The sequence below is a fragment of the Lichenicoccus sp. genome (assembly GCF_965276875.1).
Taxonomy (GTDB): domain Bacteria; phylum Pseudomonadota; class Alphaproteobacteria; order Acetobacterales; family Acetobacteraceae; genus Lichenicoccus.
This window is the reverse complement of the sequence record NZ_OZ255701.1, coordinates 2,850,992-2,867,018: the sequence shown is the minus strand read 5'-3', so window position 1 is coordinate 2,867,018 and position 16,027 is coordinate 2,850,992. Positions and strand designations below refer to the sequence as shown.

At 66.0% G+C, this 16,027-nt stretch carries 14 protein-coding genes and 1 tRNA gene; 6 read left to right on the top strand and 9 right to left on the bottom strand.

Annotated features, from left to right (window positions below; translation table 11 throughout):
* From ccmI to ACQY4K_RS13880, 5 genes are all read left to right on the top strand, one after another.
* Nucleotides 1-720, top strand: coding sequence for a c-type cytochrome biogenesis protein CcmI (gene ccmI / locus ACQY4K_RS13900; RefSeq protein ID WP_428390789.1), 720 nt, complete (start codon nt 1-3; stop codon nt 718-720).
* 176 nt (nt 721-896) lie between these two features.
* On the top strand, nt 897-1,784 hold the full coding sequence (locus tag ACQY4K_RS13895; RefSeq protein ID WP_428390788.1) for a DUF3034 family protein: 888 nt from the start codon (nt 897-899) through the stop codon (nt 1,782-1,784).
* A gap of 9 nt (nt 1,785-1,793) precedes the next feature.
* On the top strand, nt 1,794-2,207 hold the full coding sequence (locus tag ACQY4K_RS13890) for a group I truncated hemoglobin (protein ID WP_428390787.1): 414 nt from the start codon (nt 1,794-1,796) through the stop codon (nt 2,205-2,207).
* The gene (locus tag ACQY4K_RS13885; RefSeq protein WP_428390786.1) at nt 2,194-2,520 is read left to right on the top strand and encodes a cupredoxin domain-containing protein; all 327 of its coding nucleotides are present in this window, start codon (nt 2,194-2,196) and stop codon (nt 2,518-2,520) included. Before ACQY4K_RS13890 ends, ACQY4K_RS13885 begins: the two co-directional genes overlap by 14 nt.
* 10 nt (nt 2,521-2,530) lie before the next feature.
* A complete protein-coding gene (locus ACQY4K_RS13880; protein WP_428390785.1) occupies nt 2,531-4,960 on the top strand; it encodes a putative bifunctional diguanylate cyclase/phosphodiesterase in 2,430 nt (809 codons plus the stop codon).
* 196 nt (nt 4,961-5,156) lie between these two features.
* Here ACQY4K_RS13880 and fumC read toward each other — a convergent pair whose 3' ends face one another.
* The 5 genes from fumC to ACQY4K_RS13855 all read right to left on the bottom strand — a co-directional run bounded on the left by fumC (nt 5,157) and on the right by ACQY4K_RS13855 (nt 10,188).
* On the bottom strand, nt 5,157-6,551 hold the full coding sequence (gene fumC / locus ACQY4K_RS13875) for a class II fumarate hydratase (RefSeq protein ID WP_428390784.1): 1,395 nt from the start codon (nt 6,549-6,551) through the stop codon (nt 5,157-5,159).
* Between the two features lie 19 nt (nt 6,552-6,570).
* The gene (locus tag ACQY4K_RS13870; RefSeq protein ID WP_428390783.1) at nt 6,571-7,569 is read right to left on the bottom strand and encodes a class I SAM-dependent methyltransferase; all 999 of its coding nucleotides are present in this window, start codon (nt 7,567-7,569) and stop codon (nt 6,571-6,573) included.
* Nucleotides 7,569-9,398 carry an MFS transporter gene (locus ACQY4K_RS13865; RefSeq protein WP_428390782.1) on the bottom strand — a complete coding sequence of 610 codons (1,830 nt, stop codon included), beginning with the start codon at nt 9,396-9,398 and terminating at the stop codon, nt 7,569-7,571. The genes ACQY4K_RS13870 and ACQY4K_RS13865 overlap by 1 nt, the downstream gene beginning before the upstream one ends.
* 57 nt (nt 9,399-9,455) lie before the next feature.
* Nucleotides 9,456-9,532: transfer RNA gene (locus tag ACQY4K_RS13860), tRNA-Pro, on the bottom strand.
* A 59-nt stretch (nt 9,533-9,591) separates the two neighbouring features.
* Nucleotides 9,592-10,188, bottom strand: coding sequence for a TIGR00730 family Rossman fold protein (locus ACQY4K_RS13855; RefSeq protein ID WP_428390781.1), 597 nt, complete (start codon nt 10,186-10,188; stop codon nt 9,592-9,594).
* 71 nt (nt 10,189-10,259) lie between these two features.
* On the opposite strand from ACQY4K_RS13855, the gene ACQY4K_RS13850 reads away from it, so the two are divergent.
* A complete protein-coding gene (locus ACQY4K_RS13850; protein WP_428390780.1) occupies nt 10,260-10,844 on the top strand; it encodes an NUDIX domain-containing protein in 585 nt (194 codons plus the stop codon).
* Between the two features lie 70 nt (nt 10,845-10,914).
* On the opposite strand, the gene ACQY4K_RS13845 is transcribed toward ACQY4K_RS13850, so the two are convergent.
* The 4 genes from ACQY4K_RS13845 to ACQY4K_RS13830 all read right to left on the bottom strand — a co-directional run bounded on the left by ACQY4K_RS13845 (nt 10,915) and on the right by ACQY4K_RS13830 (nt 15,988).
* A complete protein-coding gene (locus tag ACQY4K_RS13845; RefSeq protein ID WP_428390779.1) occupies nt 10,915-12,039 on the bottom strand; it encodes a permease in 1,125 nt (374 codons plus the stop codon).
* 881 nt (nt 12,040-12,920) lie between these two features.
* Nucleotides 12,921-13,394 carry an MFS transporter gene (locus ACQY4K_RS13840; RefSeq protein WP_428396127.1) on the bottom strand — a complete coding sequence of 158 codons (474 nt, stop codon included), beginning with the start codon at nt 13,392-13,394 and terminating at the stop codon, nt 12,921-12,923.
* A gap of 9 nt (nt 13,395-13,403) precedes the next feature.
* On the bottom strand, nt 13,404-14,192 hold the full coding sequence (locus ACQY4K_RS13835) for a copper resistance protein B (RefSeq protein WP_428390778.1): 789 nt from the start codon (nt 14,190-14,192) through the stop codon (nt 13,404-13,406).
* Nucleotides 14,189-15,988, bottom strand: a complete 1,800-nt coding sequence (locus tag ACQY4K_RS13830) for a copper resistance system multicopper oxidase (RefSeq protein ID WP_428390777.1) — start codon at nt 15,986-15,988, stop codon at nt 14,189-14,191. The genes ACQY4K_RS13835 and ACQY4K_RS13830 overlap by 4 nt, the downstream gene beginning before the upstream one ends.
* Nucleotides 15,989-16,027: the final 39 nt, after the last annotated feature.

Sequence of the window (16,027 nt, the reverse complement as noted above, 5' to 3'; positions counted from 1 at the left end):
ATGATCTGGTTGTTCATTGTCCTGGTCAGCGTGGTGGTCCTGCTGCCCTGCGCGCTGGTTCTGCGTCGCGGGCTCGGCGCGCGCGACCGCCACGAGGCGGCGCTGGCCTTGCATCGCGCCCAACTCGCCGAACTCGAGCGCGACCGCGGCATGGGCCTGATCGCCGACAGCGAATATGCGACCGCGCGCCTCGAGGTGCAGCGCCGTCTGCTCGCCGAGGGCGCCCGCACCCCTGACCCAGCACGCACCGGGGCCCGGGCACCGGTCATAGCCGGCTTGGCGCTGATCCCGCTTGCAGCTTTGGGTCTGTATCTGGCCCGCGGCCGACCCAACCTGCCAGCCGAGCCGCTGGCGATGCGTATTCGACAGATGGACGTAAGCGGGCAGGACGATGCGCGACTACTGGCGCTGCTGAAGACCCGCCTCGCCGGGCTGCCGCAAGACTCGCCGCAGGCTCAGGAAGGCTACGTCCTGCTCGGCCAGGCAGAAGCCGCGCGTGGCGACTGGGGCGCCGCGGCGCAGGCCTGGCACCACGCCTTGCAAGCGGGGTTCGATCCTACCCTGGCGGCGCAAACCGCCGAGGCACAGGTGGATGCCGAGGGCAGCGTCAGCCCGGACAGTGCCGACCTGTTCCGGCGCGCCCTGAATGCCGCGCCAAAGAACGCCCCTTGGCGCCTGTTGGCGGAGCAGCGGATCGCGGAGTCCGAACACGCACACTGATACCAGCGGCCTTCATGGGCGACCGGTATCAGAGTCTTTCTTACGCATGGCCGCCCCGCCAACCCCACGCGCTTACCGGTCAGCCCGGAGGGCTGCCGGTATGAGTCGGCTCACTTTACCCAATCTTAACGTCGGACCCGCATCCTCCATTGCGACGATGCAATGACGGAAGCACGATGGGCGGCATCTCTCTCAACAGGCTGTCGCAGCTCGCGATCGCATGGGCTCTCCTGCTCGTCGTCTGCGCCAGCGCCGGCCGCGCGCAGGACAGCGCACGCCTGCTGGCAACATCCGGGGTCAGCCAGATCGAGGGCGCCGCCGGCGGCGGCCTCGCACCCTGGGCGGTGATCAGCGGCTACGGCACCCGTGACGCCATCGGCGGCACACTACACGGCACCTATGTAGCCCTGCCGGACTTCGCGCTGTCCTCGGTCGGCGCCAGCATCGGCCTGTATGACCGGCTGGAACTCTCCTACGCGCATGAATGGTTCGACACCGGCAACGCCGGCGCCCGGCTCGGGGTCGGACGCGGCTATCAGTTCAATCTCGATGTCGTTGGCGCCAAGCTGCGGCTGATCGGCGACGCCGTCTGGGACCAGGATCGCTGGCTGCCGCAGATCGCCATCGGCGCGCAGTTCAAGGCCGCGGGCAGCCACGCGCTGCTCGCCTCGCTCGGCGCCTCCAGCCCAGACGGCGCGGATGTCTATATCGCCGCCACCAAGCTGTTCCTGGCACAGAGCCTGCTGGTCAATGCGACCGTGCTCGCCACCCGCGCCAATCAGTTCGGACTGCTCGGTTTCGGCGGCGACCGCAACCGTACCTACAGCGCCCAGTTCGAAGGCTCGGCGGCCCTGCTGCTCAGACGCTGGCTCGCCGTCGGCGGCGAGGTCCGCACCAAGCCGGACAATCTCGGCTTCGCCGCTGAGGGCACCGCCTTCGATGCGTTCGTCGCCTGCTTTCTGGGCAAGCACCTCTCGGCGACGCTGGCCTTCCTCGCCCTCGGCCCCATCGCCCGCCAGGGCGACCAGAACGGCGTCTACCTCTCCCTGCAAACCGGATTCTAGGGGACACGCATGCGAATCCTGCTTCTGCTCGCAGCCCTGCTCGGCACCACCACGTCCGCGATGGCCCGCGACACGCTCTACGACGACCTTGGCGCGCATCGCGGCATTGCCCGCATCACCGATGCCGCGATGACGCTCTACTTTACCGATCCGCGTCTGCATGCCGATTTCGACAATATCAACCGCTCCTTCCTGGAGCCGCACTTCGTCAGCTTCCTGTGCGCCCTGACCGGTGGTCCGTGCGTCTACAAGGGCCGCTCGATGGCGGCGTCGCACAAGGGGCTGCATATCGACCAGGCGCGCTTCAATGCTGTCGTCGAGGACCTGCAGACGGCGATGGACCGCACCGGCATTCCGTTCTGGACCCAGAATCGCCTGCTCGCCAGGCTCGCACCCATGGAGCGCGACATTGTCACGCGTTAGACGCACGCTTGCGGCGTGTGCGATCCTCTCACTTATCACAGTGCCTGCACTCGCCGGCAGCACGATCGTGGTCTCGCAAAAGGACCGCGCCTTTATGACCAGGGAAGTCCACATCCACGTCGGGGACTCCGTTCGCTTCACCGACGATGACGAATTCGCCCACCAGGTCTTTGTAAGCGCGCCCACCTTCGCTTACGAATCCGACGAGCAGGAGCCGGGACAAACCGTGGTGGTCACTTTCCGCCGCCCGGGCACGTTCGACGTGCAATGCCGTATCCACCCGAAGATGCACCTGCGCGTCGTCGTGCGCTGAGCGCCCTCGCATGTCGATCCGCTCAAAGATACTGGCAGGTTGCCTGGCACTCACGGTGCTGACGGGATTGCTCGGCCTATTCGCGCAGGCCGCCGAGCGCCGCCTCGGCGGCGTAGCCCTGGACATCTACGACAACGCCTTCATGGCGGTCAGCTATCTGCGCGAAGCCCAGATCGACTTCGCGCGCCTGGCCGCCGATCCGGATCGGCCTGCCGACCCTCACGTTGCCGCTCAAACGCAAGAGGTGCTCGACGATCTCGATGTGGTGCGCGACCGCGCCGTGTCGGTCCAGGGACGCGCGCAGGCGGCAGCCCTGCGCACACGCGCCGGGTCGCTGCTGCCGCGGCTTGCAGCGCACCCTGGCGAGGCCGCCGCCGTGCAGCACGACTTCGATCGCCTCGTCGAGACCTTTGCCGATGACGGTTTCCGCTATCGCCAGCGCGTCAGCCTGCTGGTGAAGAAGCAGGTGCGGCGGACGTCGCTGGCGATCGGCGGCAGCCTGCTCGCGGCCCTCACTATTACCATGCTGCTCAGCCGATTGATCGCTCCGCCGGTGCGGCGCGCGGTGCGAATTGCGCAGTCGATCGCCGCCGGACGGCTCGACAACGACATCCCCGCGAAGGGACGCGGCGAGACCGCGGACCTGCTGCGCGCGCTCTCGATGATGCAGTCGGCGATCGCGTCGGGCATGGCGCAAATCCAGACGCTGATGGACGAGCAGGCGGCAAGCCATGCCGGCGAGATCGCGGCGCGGCACGCGCAGATGCAGGCGGCGCTGGCCAACATGAACCAGGGGCTCTGTCTGTTCGACGCAAAAGGACGGCTGCAGGTTGCCAATCTCCGCTTCGCCGAGATCTTTGGGGCGCCCGAACTCGGCGCGTGCTCGGATGACGTCCTGCGCACGGCCGGCCTCGCCGCGGTGGCGGAGATTTCGCGCGGGGGCGCATTGCCGGCGTTCACCTGCGACCTTGCCGACGGGCGCAGCATCGCGGTCGCGCAACAGACCGTCGCCGGCGGCGGCTGGGTCGCCACCTACGAAGACATCACCGAACGTCGCGCCACCGAGGCGCGCCTTGCGCACATGGCGCGGCACGACCTTCTCACCGGCCTGCCGAACCGTTTGTCGTTCGTCGAACACGTTACCCGCGCCTTGGCGGAAACTGCCCGGAGCGAGCCGCAAACCAATGCGGCACGCGGGCTGGCGGTGCTTTGCCTGAACCTCGACCGCTTCAAGGTGGTCAACGACACACTCGGCCACGGCATCGGCGACGGTCTGCTTCGCGCCGCGGCTGCGCGCATACGCGAGTGCGTGCGCAAGGGCGACCTGGTCGCGCGGCTCGGTGGCGACGAGTTCGCGATCGTCCAGGAGGTTGCCGGTCTGGACGGTATCAGCCAGCCGGCAGCGGCGACGATGCTGGCGCAACGGATCATCGCGGCGCTGTCGGCGCCGTTCGAGATCGAGCAGCGTGAGATCGTGATCGGCGCCAGTGTCGGCGTTGCCCTCACGCACGACGGAGCGGCGACCACGGATGCGCTGCTCACCCGGGCCGACCTCGCGCTGTATCGTGCCAAGGCAAGCGATCGCGGCGGCTTCTGCTTCTTTGAGGCGGAGATGGACACTGCCATGCAGGCGCGCCAAATGCTCGAGCAGGACCTGCGGCGCGGTATCGTCGAGCAGCAGTTCGAGCTGTTCTACCAGCCGCTGATGCGCAACGGCGAGCGTATCTCCGGCTTCGAGGCATTGCTGCGCTGGCGCCATCCCGAGCGCGGACTGGTCAGCCCGGCGGTCTTCATCCCGCTTGCCGAAGAGGTCGGGTTGATGCCGGCGATCGGCAAGCTGGCCCTGTGCCGCGCCTGCGTGGACGCCGCCTCCTGGCCTGCCGCGATGAAGGTCGCGGTCAATCTGTCACCGTTGCAGTTCCGCGAAGGATTACTCGATGAGGTGACGGAGGCGCTTGCAGGGTCCGGGCTGCCGCCAGGACGGTTGGAACTGGAAATCACCGAATCGGTGCTGCTGCGCGACGACGAGAAGGTGCTGGCGTCGCTGCATGCGATCCGGGCACTCGGCGTCAGGATCGCGATGGACGATTTCGGCACCGGCTATTCCTCGCTCGGCTATCTGCGCAGGTTCCCGTTCGACAAGATCAAAATCGACCAGTCCTTCGTAAGCGGCATGATGGAACGCGAGGATTGCCTGGCGATCGTACGGGCCGTGATCGGGCTCGGCCGGTCACTCGGCATCGCGATCAATGCCGAGGGGGTCGAGACCGCGGCGCAGCGCGCAGCCCTGTTGCGCGAGGGCTGCGGCGAGCTGCAGGGCTACCTGTTCAGCAAGCCCCGCTCGGCAGCGGCGGTCGCGACCATGCTCCGCGAACTCGGCCACGACTCCGCAATACCTGCGCAGGCGCTACGGCACGAGGATGAGATGCAGGCCTCTTGAGGCCAAGCCGACGTTGGGTCACCAGGTCGCCCTTCGACAGTGCGAAGCGCATGCGCAACGCCCAGGTCATGGAGCCGTCGCGCGGCAAACCTGACCGCCTCGACCGCGGGCACGAGCGGTACGGGACGATCCCGTTCTTTTGGCGTGATGAATTCAGCCGTCGCATAAACCACCTCCACACCCAGCAGCGACGCGTTTAAGACGTGTTGCCGACCATGCGCGCGGGATCAACGATGCGGTCGAAGTCTTCGGCGCTGACGAAGCCGAGCGCCATTGCCGCCTCGCGCAGGGTCTGGTTGTGGGTCATCGCGTGGTGAGCGATCTGCGAGGCGCGGTCGTAGCCGATCGCCGGGGTGAGCGCGGTGACCAGCATCAGCGAGCGCTCGACGTGCTCGGCGATCCGCTCCAGGTCGGGCTCGGTGCCTTCGACGAGGAAGCGGCGAAAATTATCGGCGCCGTCGGTCATCAGTGTAATCGACTGCATGATGTTGTGGATCATCAACGGCTTGTAGACGTTCATCTCGAGCATGCCGCCAGCACCCCCGATACCGACGGCGACGTCGTTGGCCATCACTTGTGCTGCGATCATGGTCAGCGCTTCCGCCTGAGTCGGATTAACCTTGCCCGGCATGATCGAGGAGCCCGGCTCGTTCTCCGGCAGGCGCAATTCGGCGAGGCCGGCGCGCGGGCCGCAGGCGAGCAGGCGGATGTCGTTCGCCATCTTGGCAAGCGAGACAGCGAGCGTGCGTAGCGTGCCGGAGAGCTGCACCAGCGCATCGTGCGCGCCCTGGGCCGCGAACTTGTTCGGTGCCGTGACGAAGCGCAGGCCGGTAAGCTTCGCGATGCTTGAGCAGGCGGCCTCGGCGAAGCCAGGTGGTGCGTTGATGCCGGTGCCGACCGCGGTGCCGCCGAGTGCCAGCGGATACAGTCCCGCCTGGGCGGCGCTGAGACGGGCAATGTCGTCTCCGAGCATGGATGCGTAGCCGGACCACTCCTGGCCGAGCGTGATCGGCGTTGCGTCCTGCAAATGGGTGCGGCCGATCTTGACGATGTGCGACCAGGCGTGGGCTTTGGCCGCGATCGCATCGCGCAGGGAGGCGATTTTCGGGACCAGCCGCTCGGCCACTCCGACTGCCGCCGCGATATGCATCACTGAGGGAAAGGTGTCGTTGGAGGATTGCGACAGGTTGGCATGGTCGTTCGGATGGACCGGCTGCTTGCCGCCGAGTGCGGTGCCGGCGAGCTGGCAGGCGCGGTTGGAAATCACCTCGTTGACATTCATGTTGAACTGGGTGCCGCTGCCGGTCATCCAGACATGCAACGGAAACATCTCGCGGTGGCGGCCCGCGAGGATTTCGTCGCAGACCTGCACGATCAGAGCGTGCGGCTGATCGGCGAGTTTGCCGAGAGCGTGGTTGGCGTCCGCCGCGGCGCGCTTGAGGATGGCATAGCCGGCGATCATCTCGCGCGGCATCAGCTCGTGACCGATGCTGAAATAGGCAAGCGAACGCTGCGTCTGCGCGCCCCAGAGCCGATCCGAAGGCACCTCGATGGCGCCGATGCTGTCGGTCTCGGTGCGGCTCTCATTCATGATGTGCGCTCCATCCGGTTCATGGAAGTAAAGCGGGATTGCGCCAGCCCTGCACGCCGTCGATCGTGACGACGGGCGCGGCACTGCCGACGGAGAGGATCGCGGGCCGCTCGATCTCCAGTATCCAGCCAACAGACAGCAACCGTTCGAACAGTTCGCCCTCAATCTGGCGCGAATGGGTGCCGATCAGCAGCATCGCGACGCGCTCGGTCAGCATATCGAGGGTGCCTGCGATCAGCGCCGCCTCGCCGCCCTGAATATCGACATGCAGCAGGTCGATCCGCTCGCGCGCGCCGATGATCTCGGCCAGCGACAGCATCGGCAGTGCGTCGCAGGCGCCCGATCGCACCGCCTCGTCGATCTGCTCGACGGTGGCGTCGAAGATCGGCTCAAGCCCCCAATCGGCGCCCCCAGGTGTCTGCCTGGGAAACAAGGCGCGGCCGGAGCGGGCGGCGGCGATGCCGTGATGGATGATCACGTCGGCGAGATCGAAGCCGTTCGCCGCCGTCGCCTCGCGGGCGTAGGCGATATGGCCGGGATCGCCCTCGACGCCGATCAGCGTCACGGCCAGGCCCAGCCTACGTGCGGCAACTCCGGTATTGTTCATCCAACAACCCCAGCCGCAACCGAGTTCGATGACGATGAAGCGGCCTTGCGCCTGCTCGACCGCGCGCAGCGCCATCGCCCACTCGGCGACATCGGCATGCCAGTTCGCCGGGATCGGGATCGGCTCGATGCTGCCTTCACGGCCGGCGAGGATGGCGGGCAGGACTTTCGGGTCGACCAGGACGCCGAGAAAGTTGGTGATTCTGTTCGGGTGCGGCCGCAGGTCACGGGCCGCGTGGCGGTGCAGCATCGCCTCAGCATCGAAACAGGCGTTGTAGTGGTGCAGTGGGCTCGATCCGAGCGGCCGCGTTTGCAGGGCCAGGCTGTCGCGCTCCTCGAGCAGCTGGTCGCGGGCGTCATGCAGGCGACGGATCGGCGGGATCAGCAAAGCAAGCCTGGAGAGCGGGTGCATCAATTGTCCGGGGTTTCGGCGAGCCAACTGGTCTCGACATGGTTGTTGCGCATCGACAGCGTCAGCGTCAGGGGCGTGGTATCCGGCTGCATGCCGGGCAGGCTGTAGGCGCTGCGGCCGCGCCGCGCGGGCCGCTGGCCGTAGAGGCTGGTTACGTGCGCGGCACTGGCGCCGGGACGGGCGATGCGTGGATCGAGGGTGAGGTCAACCGCGCGCGCCGGCACCGGACAGCGCCGCGCCTCCCGGCCGATGGCGTCGAGAGCGATGGCGCTCACCGCGCGCGGCACGCTCGCGGTCTGGGCATCGGCGATCACCCACAGGCTCGGCGCATGCGCATCGCGCGGCGCGTGGCGCGTTCCGGGCAGCAGGTCGAGACGCACGCAGAACCAGGAGATGCTGTCGCCGGCGTCGCCCTGGTGCTCGACGGCGACGCCAAGCCGGCCGGCCAGCGTGTCGATCGGGGTGGTGCCGAGCTGCACCGTCTCGCCGGCGATACGCAGCCTCCTTATCGGCGGCATGTCGGCCGGTGCCGGCGCCGGGCTCACGCTCTCAGCACGGATCATCGCCTGCATGAAGGAGGAGGGGATTTCGCGCGCCGACACGGAGCTCGATCCGGCGGCCAACAGCAGCAAGGGGGCCAGCAGCACGGGCGCGGCAAGGCGGCCCAGCATCAACGCCGCGAGCAGCAGGCCGGCGCAGAACCAGGCGACAGCCGGCCAGCCGCCGATCTCCCAGAGCCAACCGCCAACCAGGCTGAGCAGGCTGGAGCCGAGGTAATAGGCGAGCAGATAGAGCGAGGCGGCGTGCGCCTTCTCACCGCGGGCGAGACGGCCGACGCTGCCGCTGGCCACCGCGTGTCCGGCAAAGAAGCCGACGGTGAACACGGCCAAGCCCCCGATCACCAGTGCCAGCGGCGCCAGCAGCGTGAGCAGCAGACCGAGCAGCGCGGTGCCAAGTGCCGCGGCCAGCACGGGGGTGCGCCCGACCCGGTCGACCAGCGTGCCGGCGGTGGCGGAGGCGGCGGTGCCGAGCAAATAGATGGTGAAGATGGCGCCGATCTCCGCCTGGTCGAGACGGTAGGGGGGTGCGAGCAGCCGGTAGGTCGCCGCATTATACAAGGTCACGAACGCCCCCATCAGCAGCCCGCCGATCGCAAACAGCGCGCGCAGACACGGGTTTCGCATCTGGCGCGTCCAGGCAGCAAGATGGAAGCCCGGATCGAAGCCTGGCCGTGCACGGAAGTTGCGGCTGGTTGGCAGCAGCAGCATGAAGGCCAACGCACTGGCAGCACCCAGCAGGCCGATCACGGCAAGCGCGCCGCGCCAGCCGGAGAGTTGTGCGGCAAAGCCGGTCAGCAGGCGCCCAGCCATGCCACCGATCGCGGTGCCACCGACATACAGACCCATCGCCCGGCCAAGCCCGTCGGGATGGATTTCCTCGGCGAGGTAGGTCATCGCGATTGCCGGCGCGCCGCCGAGGGCGATGCCTTCCAGCGCGCGCAACAGCAGCAGCACGCTCCAGTTCGGCGCCATGGCCGCGAGCAGGTCGAGCAGGGCGGCGACGGTGAGCGAGGCCGCCATCAGCGCCTTGCGGCTGGTCGCCTCGGACAGGGCGCTGGCGAGCAGGATCGAGGGGGCGAGCAAGCCGGTGGTGACCGACAAGGCCAGCGCGCTCTGCGCCGCGTCGAGCCGGAATTGCCGCGAGAACAGCGGCAGCAGCGGCTGCACGCAGTAGAGCAGCGAGAAGGTGGCGTAGCCGGAGAGGAACAGGGCCACGTTGATTCGCCGGTAGGCGGGGCCGCCGGGCGCGGTCCAGTGCTGCTCCATCATCGAGCCGATTGGTCGGCCAAGTGGTCGGCCAAGTGGTCGGCCAAGTGGTCGGCCAAGTGGTCGGAGTGAGAGGATTCGAACCTCCGGCCCCTGCGTCCCGAACACAGTGCTCTACCAGGCTGAGCTACACTCCGGCTGCGGCGGCGTATAACGCCGGGGCGGCATCGGGGCAAGACGCTCTCTGCCATGTGGCCTACAGCCGCTCGATGTCGGCCGAAGCAGCCTCGGTGCGAACCGTGCGCAATTGTGCAAGGGCCGCTTCCACGCTCGTGGCGATGCTGAACAGCGCGCGTGCCGAGGGATCGGCAAAGCCGTCGTCGATCGCGTTCTCGACTATCGCGAGCAGCGTTCGCGCCCAGCCGTCGATATCGACGATGACGATCGGCTTGTCATGCAGGCGCAACTGTCGCCAGGTGATGATCTCGATGGCCTCATCGAAGGTGCCGAGGCCGCCGGGCAGCACAAGGAAGGCGTCGGCGCCTGCGAACATGCGCTGCTTGCGGCTGTGCATCGAGTCCGTCACGGTGAGATCGGCAACGTGCTCGTGCATAACCTCGCGCGCCGAAAGGAAGTGCGGGATGACGCCGCTGACCTGCCCGCCGGCGGCGATCGCGGCATCTGCGAGCACGCCCATCAGCCCGACCTTGCCGCCGCCATAGATCAGCCGGATGCCGGCCCGCGCCAGACCCTCGCCGGTGGCGCGCGCCGCCTCCGTGTAGGCGGCCTTGACGCCGAAGCGCGATCCGCAGAACACGGCGACGGAAGCGGCTTGGCGTATCGGGTCCGGCATCGGCGGGATGGCTCCGTGGTTAAGCTGCACGACACTAGCGGCGTGATACGGATCGTGTCATGCCGGAGCCCATGACGAAGTCGGAAATCACCACGCTGTCGAGCCGGATTGCCTACGAGAACAAGTGGTTGCGGCTGCGCGAGGACATCATCCGCCGGCCGGACGGCGCGCAGGGGCTCTACGGCGTCGTCGAGCGCGACGATTTCGTGGTGGTCGCGGCGTTGGGCACCGAGCCGGGGGGCGCCGAGCCGGGGGACGACGGCCCGGCGCCGTGGCTCGCGATGGTGCAGCAGTATCGCTATCCGGTGCGCCAGCGCCTTTGGGAGCTGCCGATGGGGATGTGGGAGGAGCGTGCGGGGGCGACACCAGAGACCATCGCCGCCGGTGAATTGCGCGAGGAGACCGGCCTCGTCGCCGGACGCATGCAGCATGCCGGTGTGCTGTTCCAGGGAGCCGGCTACTCCAACCAGAAGGGCCATGTGTTCCTCGCGACCGATCTCGAACAGCAATCGCCGATGCCGGAGAGCACCGAGCAGGACATGATCACCCGGCGCATTCCGCTGGACGAGGTGGAAGCGATGATCCGCGACGGCCGCATCACCTGCATGGTCAGCATCGCCGCCTTCGGCATGCTGCGGCTCAAGGGCCTGTTGTAGGGCGTGCCCTGGCCCAAGGGGTCATGACCGTCCCTCGTTTGCGCCTTCAACATCGTGGCTTTCATGGTCGTCATGATGCATGTGTAGCGTGGTCGTGCTGCATCGGATGACGCCGGGCCATGATGATCAGGGCGATCGTGAGCCCGCCAAATACAAGGTTCAGCCAGAAGGTATAGTTGAGGCTGAAATGCGTGACTTCGGCCCGGATATTGTTGTTTGCGGACGGCACGAGACCGAGTGCCCTGAACACGACATCCATAAACAGGCCGGACAGGACCACCGTCACAAAGAAGATGGTGCCGATATAGGCTGCCATGCGCCAGCCATAATAGCGGCGGTAGACATCGAGCAGCGGCAGCACGATCAGGTCGGCATAGAGGAAGGCCAGGACGCCACCAAAGGAGATGCCGGAAGACCAGAGCACCGCGGCGAGGGGCACATTCCCGATCGAGCAGACGAAACTCAGGACCGCCACGATCGGTCCGATCACGGCGTTTGCCGGAACCGCAAGCCAGGGCGAACTTCCTTTGAGAAATACCGCTGCCCACCAGCTGCTGGGAACAAACACGCCCAACAGCCCGGCGATCAGGAAGCCGATCAGGACATCCTTCCACAGCATGGATGCATCCATGACGAAGGTCTGCGCCACCCGCATTGGCAGGTGCGGATTACGCAGCTTTTGCCAGATCGTGGACCCTTCCAGCGGCATTGAGGCGTGCTCGTGACCGGAGCCGGCTTCCTTGAAGCGGCGCGCCTCTTCAACCAGCTTGGCCGGATAGGTCACCCGCACCAGCACGGCCATGATCCCCACGAGGACGACGCCGCCAAGCCATTCGGCGGCCATGAACTGCCAGCCAAGCAGCAGATACAGGATGATCCCGAGCTCGATCACCAGATTGGTGGACGAAAACAGGAAGGCCAGGGAGGGTACGAGAGCCGCGCCGCGCTTGAACAAGGTCCGGCTGACCGCGGCCGACGCATAGGAACAACTTGAGCTCGCAGCGCCGAAAGCGGTTGCAAGGGCAATTTCACGGATACCATCGCGACCGAACGCCTCACGCATGCGCTCCTGCGAGACCACGGCCTGAATGACTCCGGACAGGATAAAGCCAAGCGCCAGGCTCCAGCCGACGTCCCAGGCCATGCCGGCCGACAAAAGCAGGGCATCGCCGATCCTGAACACGAATTGCTGCATCGTTTCAATTTGCCTTCGTCAATGCTGATGGTCGGATGGCATCGGCTCTAGTGTGCCGGTTCAGAAGTCCGCCGACTTTGTCGGCGTCCTTCTGAACAGTCGGCATACTGCAAAATCAACAAGCTAGTGTCGACCTGATCCTGAAATTCGCTCTTACGAATTTCAGGATCACGACACTAGGCTTTTCTGATCTCAGTGCATCATGAGAATGGCGGCAAGCTCGCCCGGCTTCACTGCCAGTTACCTTGTAATTGTCAAAATCCTGTTAGGCGACGATGGACCCCATACGGCAAGGGCGCCCTCATGCGACACAACCGTAAAGCCGCGCCTCTTTGCAAGCCAAGCAGGTCTCAGCACCAGTGGCGCAGGCTGAAGCGATTTTACGCGTACGTGTGTTGAGGCCACGGCCTGTTCGTGGGATCTCTTTTCCTGCGTCTGACAATTGGTGCAAGGTGATCCTGGTGGCGACGAAGAGTCTTATGCCGGCGACCAGGGTTACGGCAGCTTGCTCGGCAATCCTCCTCGGCCTCGCCGGATGCACGCAGCCTATGCCGTCGCGCGCCAATGCGGGCGTCGGCACGCCGGGTATTACCTCCTACCCACAGACAGCGGGCGATACGAACGTGAAGGCGCTGGAGGCCCGATGCAGGCGGTTACCGCGGACGGCTCAGGCAGCATCAGATCGGAACGACATGCAGGCGGCCTGTACGCAGCTTGATCGACTGATCGACAACCAACCCGGTAACATTGCGAAGTCCAGCAACCCTGAGTGAGGACGGCGATAGCCCTGGGGACAGCCCGTAAGATGGAAGCGGCCCTCGCCATGCGCCGATCGCAAGTCCCGCGCAGAGGCAACCGAAGACGCCCGAAGGCGAGACCTGTTAGAGTGCCAGCAACTTGATCGAGAACGGCCTAATCGGTTTTGGTTGCGGCGCGCGCGTCAGGGTGATCGGCACAATCGATAGCACCAGTGCCAGCACCATCAACGTGTAGGCAAATCCTGCCATCGGATCGACGAGTGCGGCGCTGAGAGTGCCGGCGAGCGAGGCCAGCAAACCCACGGTCATATAGACGGCAAGCAGGCCGCCGCGTCGGCTGCTGTCGCTGCGGTCGTTAAGCCAGCTTTCGATGATGATGGAGAGACCACCGAAGCAGAACCCGATGACGACACGCAGGACGATCCAGACAACCTGATTATCCAACGGCAGCAGAAGCAGCGCCGCCGAGGCGCTGACCGCAGCCAGGCCGGCAAAGCCGCGCACATGTCCGACCGCACTCGACACTCTTCCGACAAAGATACAGGCCGCCACAAACCCCAATGACCAGCCGGACGAGAGCAGTCCGATCTGTTGTATGCTGGCGCCTCAGAACCAGGTACGAAGTCCCGCGACAAAACGAACGTCGTTGATACGGCCACCCTGCTCGCGCACCAAGCCTTCGGTGCCGCCAAAATAGCGCTGGTAGGCGACGCCGATATAGGGTGCCAGTTTACGGGTGATGTCGTAGCGTAGGCGCAGGCCCATGTCGATGTCGGACAGCCCGGCGCCCACCTGGCGTCCGCGATCCTCGGTGGTGTACCAATTGGTTTCGAATTGCGGCTGCAACACGACGCGCTGGGTAAGATAGAGATCGTAAGAGGCGTTGGTGCGCAAGGCGTAGTGGCCGCCGTCGCTGGCATAGGCGGTGGCTTCCACGTTCCAGAAACCGATCGCGAGGCCCTGGACGCCGAGTGCTGCCCAGGTGCGAGCGGGCAGGTTGTCAAGATCGACGCGCACGCCGGCCTGGACGTCAAAGAAGGTGGTGATCGGCCGGTCGTAGAGCAGTTCCTGATCACCGTCTGAAGTCTGACCCTTCCGGTCAACATTGTATCGCCCTTCGGACTTCAGCCAGAGCTTGTTGTAGTCGTTGCCGATCCAGGCCTGTCCGTCCCAGCGCAAGTAACTCCCCTGGCCGAAGCGTCCCTCAAGCTGGTCGAAATAGCCGTGCACATATAGCCGCGAATCGTCAATCGGATTGCCGAAGGGTGCCGCACCATGCAGCGTGCTCGTGCCCAGGGAGGTGCCGAAGAGCTGCGCGCGCGCCGGACTGGCCGCGACCAGCCCGAGCAGCGCGCCAAGCAGCGGCGATAGCCCCGCGTAACCTACGGCCCTCATGCCGGCAGCACCCGGAGCGTACGAAACATGCCCGCCTCGAAGTGGTACAGCACATGGCAATGCAGCGGCCACTGTCCGGTCGCCAGCGGTGTCACCAGCACGCTGATATTCTCCCCCGGCTTGACGTTGACGGTATGCAGATAAGGCCGGTGCTCGCCGCCGCCGTTCTCGAGTTCCTGCCACATGCCGTGCAGGTGGATCGGATGGCTCATCATCGTGTTGTTGATGTAGCGTATGCGGAAGCGCTCACCGAGTTTGACGTCGATCGGACCGACCTCGCTGAATTTCTTGCCGTTGAAGCCCCAGATGAAGCGTTGCATGTTGCCGGTCAGATTGAGCACGATCTCGCGGGTCGGCGGCCGCTTATCCAAGCCTGGGTTGACGGAGCGCAGATCCCCGTAGGTCAGGATGCGTCGTTTGCCGGCCAGATAGTTGAGTCCGTCGCCCGGCAGCGCCAGCCGGTCGTCCGGCATCTTGGCGACGTAGATATTCTCGACGCCCGGGTGGAGCTTGGGGCCGCCCATCGGGCGCATCGCCATCGGCTGATAGGCGGCGAGCCGGGCTTTCTGTTGCGCGTCCGGCTTGCCGTCCATCTTGCCCATAATGGCGTCGATGCGCGTGCGCTCTGGCGTGGAGGCGTCGACCTGGTCCGGCATCATCTTCGGCATGCCCATGTCGGTCATCGACCGCAGCGCCGGCGCGTCCATGGGTGGGATCGCCGCCACCATGCCGGCGCGTGGCGCGAGTGTGCCGCGGGCATAGCCGCTGCGCTCGAAATCCTGGGCGAAGATGGTGTAGGCGCGGTTTTCTGTCGGACGTACGATCACGTCATAGACCTCGGCGACGCCGATGCGCAGCTCGTCCACCGGCACCGGCACCACGTCGTTGCCGTGCACCTGCACCACTTCCATGGTCAAGCCGGGGATGCGGACGTCGTAGTAGGTGATGGCCGACCCGTTGATGATCCGCAGCCGCACCCGCTCGCCGGGCCGGAAGAGGGCCGTCCAGTTCGCCTTCGGCGGCTGGCCGTTCATCAGATAGGTGTAGAAGGCTCCCGTGGGCTGGGCGAGGCCGGTCGGGTCCATCCGCATGTCAGCCCAGCGCAGGCGCTCCTTGATGGTGGGGCCGAGGCCGCTCTGCCTCGCGTCATCGACAAAGGTGCCGAGCGTGCGCCGATTGTAGTTCCAAAAGCTGCTCATATGCTTGAGGTCGTTCTGGACAACATACGGGTCGCCATCCATCCAGTCCTCGAGCAGGATGACGTGCTCGCGGTCGGCCTGGATCAGCGGCTCGCCCTCCGGCTCGATCACCAGCGCGCCGAGGGCGCCCTTTTGTTCCTGGTAGCCCATATGGCTGTGGTACCAGTAGGTGCCGCTCTGGACGACCGGGAAGCGGTAGGTGAAGGTCTCGCCCGGCTGGATGCCGGGAAACTCGAGACCGGGGACGCCGTCCATGTTGTTGGGCAGGATGATCCCATGCCAGTGGACTCCGGTCACCTCCGGCAGGTTGTTGGTGACATTCAGGGTCACGATGTCGCCCTGGCGCCAGCGCAGCACCGGACCTGGCACGCCGCCATTGATGGCGTTGGCCCAGCTTGGTGTACCGGTCTTGTTGACGGTCATGCGGTCGAGCCGCAGATCGAAATGGGTGCCGCTCAGCACCGCGGGATTGCTGGCCTGGGAGCGGGCGAAGGCGGAACGGCTGGGCCAGCCCACCGCCGCGGTCGCGCCGAGTGCCGCGACACCCTGAACGAAGCGTCTACGAGGCAGGCTTGTTTCTGGAAGAATGCGACTCATCGGAGTGATCCTTTGGCAGTGCAATCAGGCCGTATGTTG

Bases quoted from the DNA above. Each gene is read 5' to 3' on its own strand.
- ccmI (WP_428390789.1), top strand. From the start codon at position 1: ATGATCTGGTTGTTCATTGTCCTGGTCAGCGTGGTGGTCCTGCTGCCC.
- ACQY4K_RS13895 (WP_428390788.1), top strand. From the start codon at position 897: ATGGGCGGCATCTCTCTCAACAGGCTGTCGCAGCTCGCGATCGCATGG.
- ACQY4K_RS13890 (WP_428390787.1), top strand. From the start codon at position 1,794: ATGCGAATCCTGCTTCTGCTCGCAGCCCTGCTCGGCACCACCACGTCC.
- ACQY4K_RS13880 (WP_428390785.1), top strand. From the start codon at position 2,531: ATGTCGATCCGCTCAAAGATACTGGCAGGTTGCCTGGCACTCACGGTG.
- fumC (WP_428390784.1), bottom strand. From the start codon at position 6,551: ATGAATGAGAGCCGCACCGAGACCGACAGCATCGGCGCCATCGAGGTG.
- ACQY4K_RS13870 (WP_428390783.1), bottom strand. From the start codon at position 7,569: ATGCACCCGCTCTCCAGGCTTGCTTTGCTGATCCCGCCGATCCGTCGC.
- ACQY4K_RS13865 (WP_428390782.1), bottom strand. From the start codon at position 9,398: ATGATGGAGCAGCACTGGACCGCGCCCGGCGGCCCCGCCTACCGGCGA.
- ACQY4K_RS13855 (WP_428390781.1), bottom strand. From the start codon at position 10,188: ATGCCGGACCCGATACGCCAAGCCGCTTCCGTCGCCGTGTTCTGCGGA.
- ACQY4K_RS13850 (WP_428390780.1), top strand. From the start codon at position 10,260: ATGACGAAGTCGGAAATCACCACGCTGTCGAGCCGGATTGCCTACGAG.
- ACQY4K_RS13845 (WP_428390779.1), bottom strand. From the start codon at position 12,039: ATGCAGCAATTCGTGTTCAGGATCGGCGATGCCCTGCTTTTGTCGGCC.
- ACQY4K_RS13835 (WP_428390778.1), bottom strand. From the start codon at position 14,192: ATGAGGGCCGTAGGTTACGCGGGGCTATCGCCGCTGCTTGGCGCGCTG.
- ACQY4K_RS13830 (WP_428390777.1), bottom strand. From the start codon at position 15,988: ATGAGTCGCATTCTTCCAGAAACAAGCCTGCCTCGTAGACGCTTCGTT.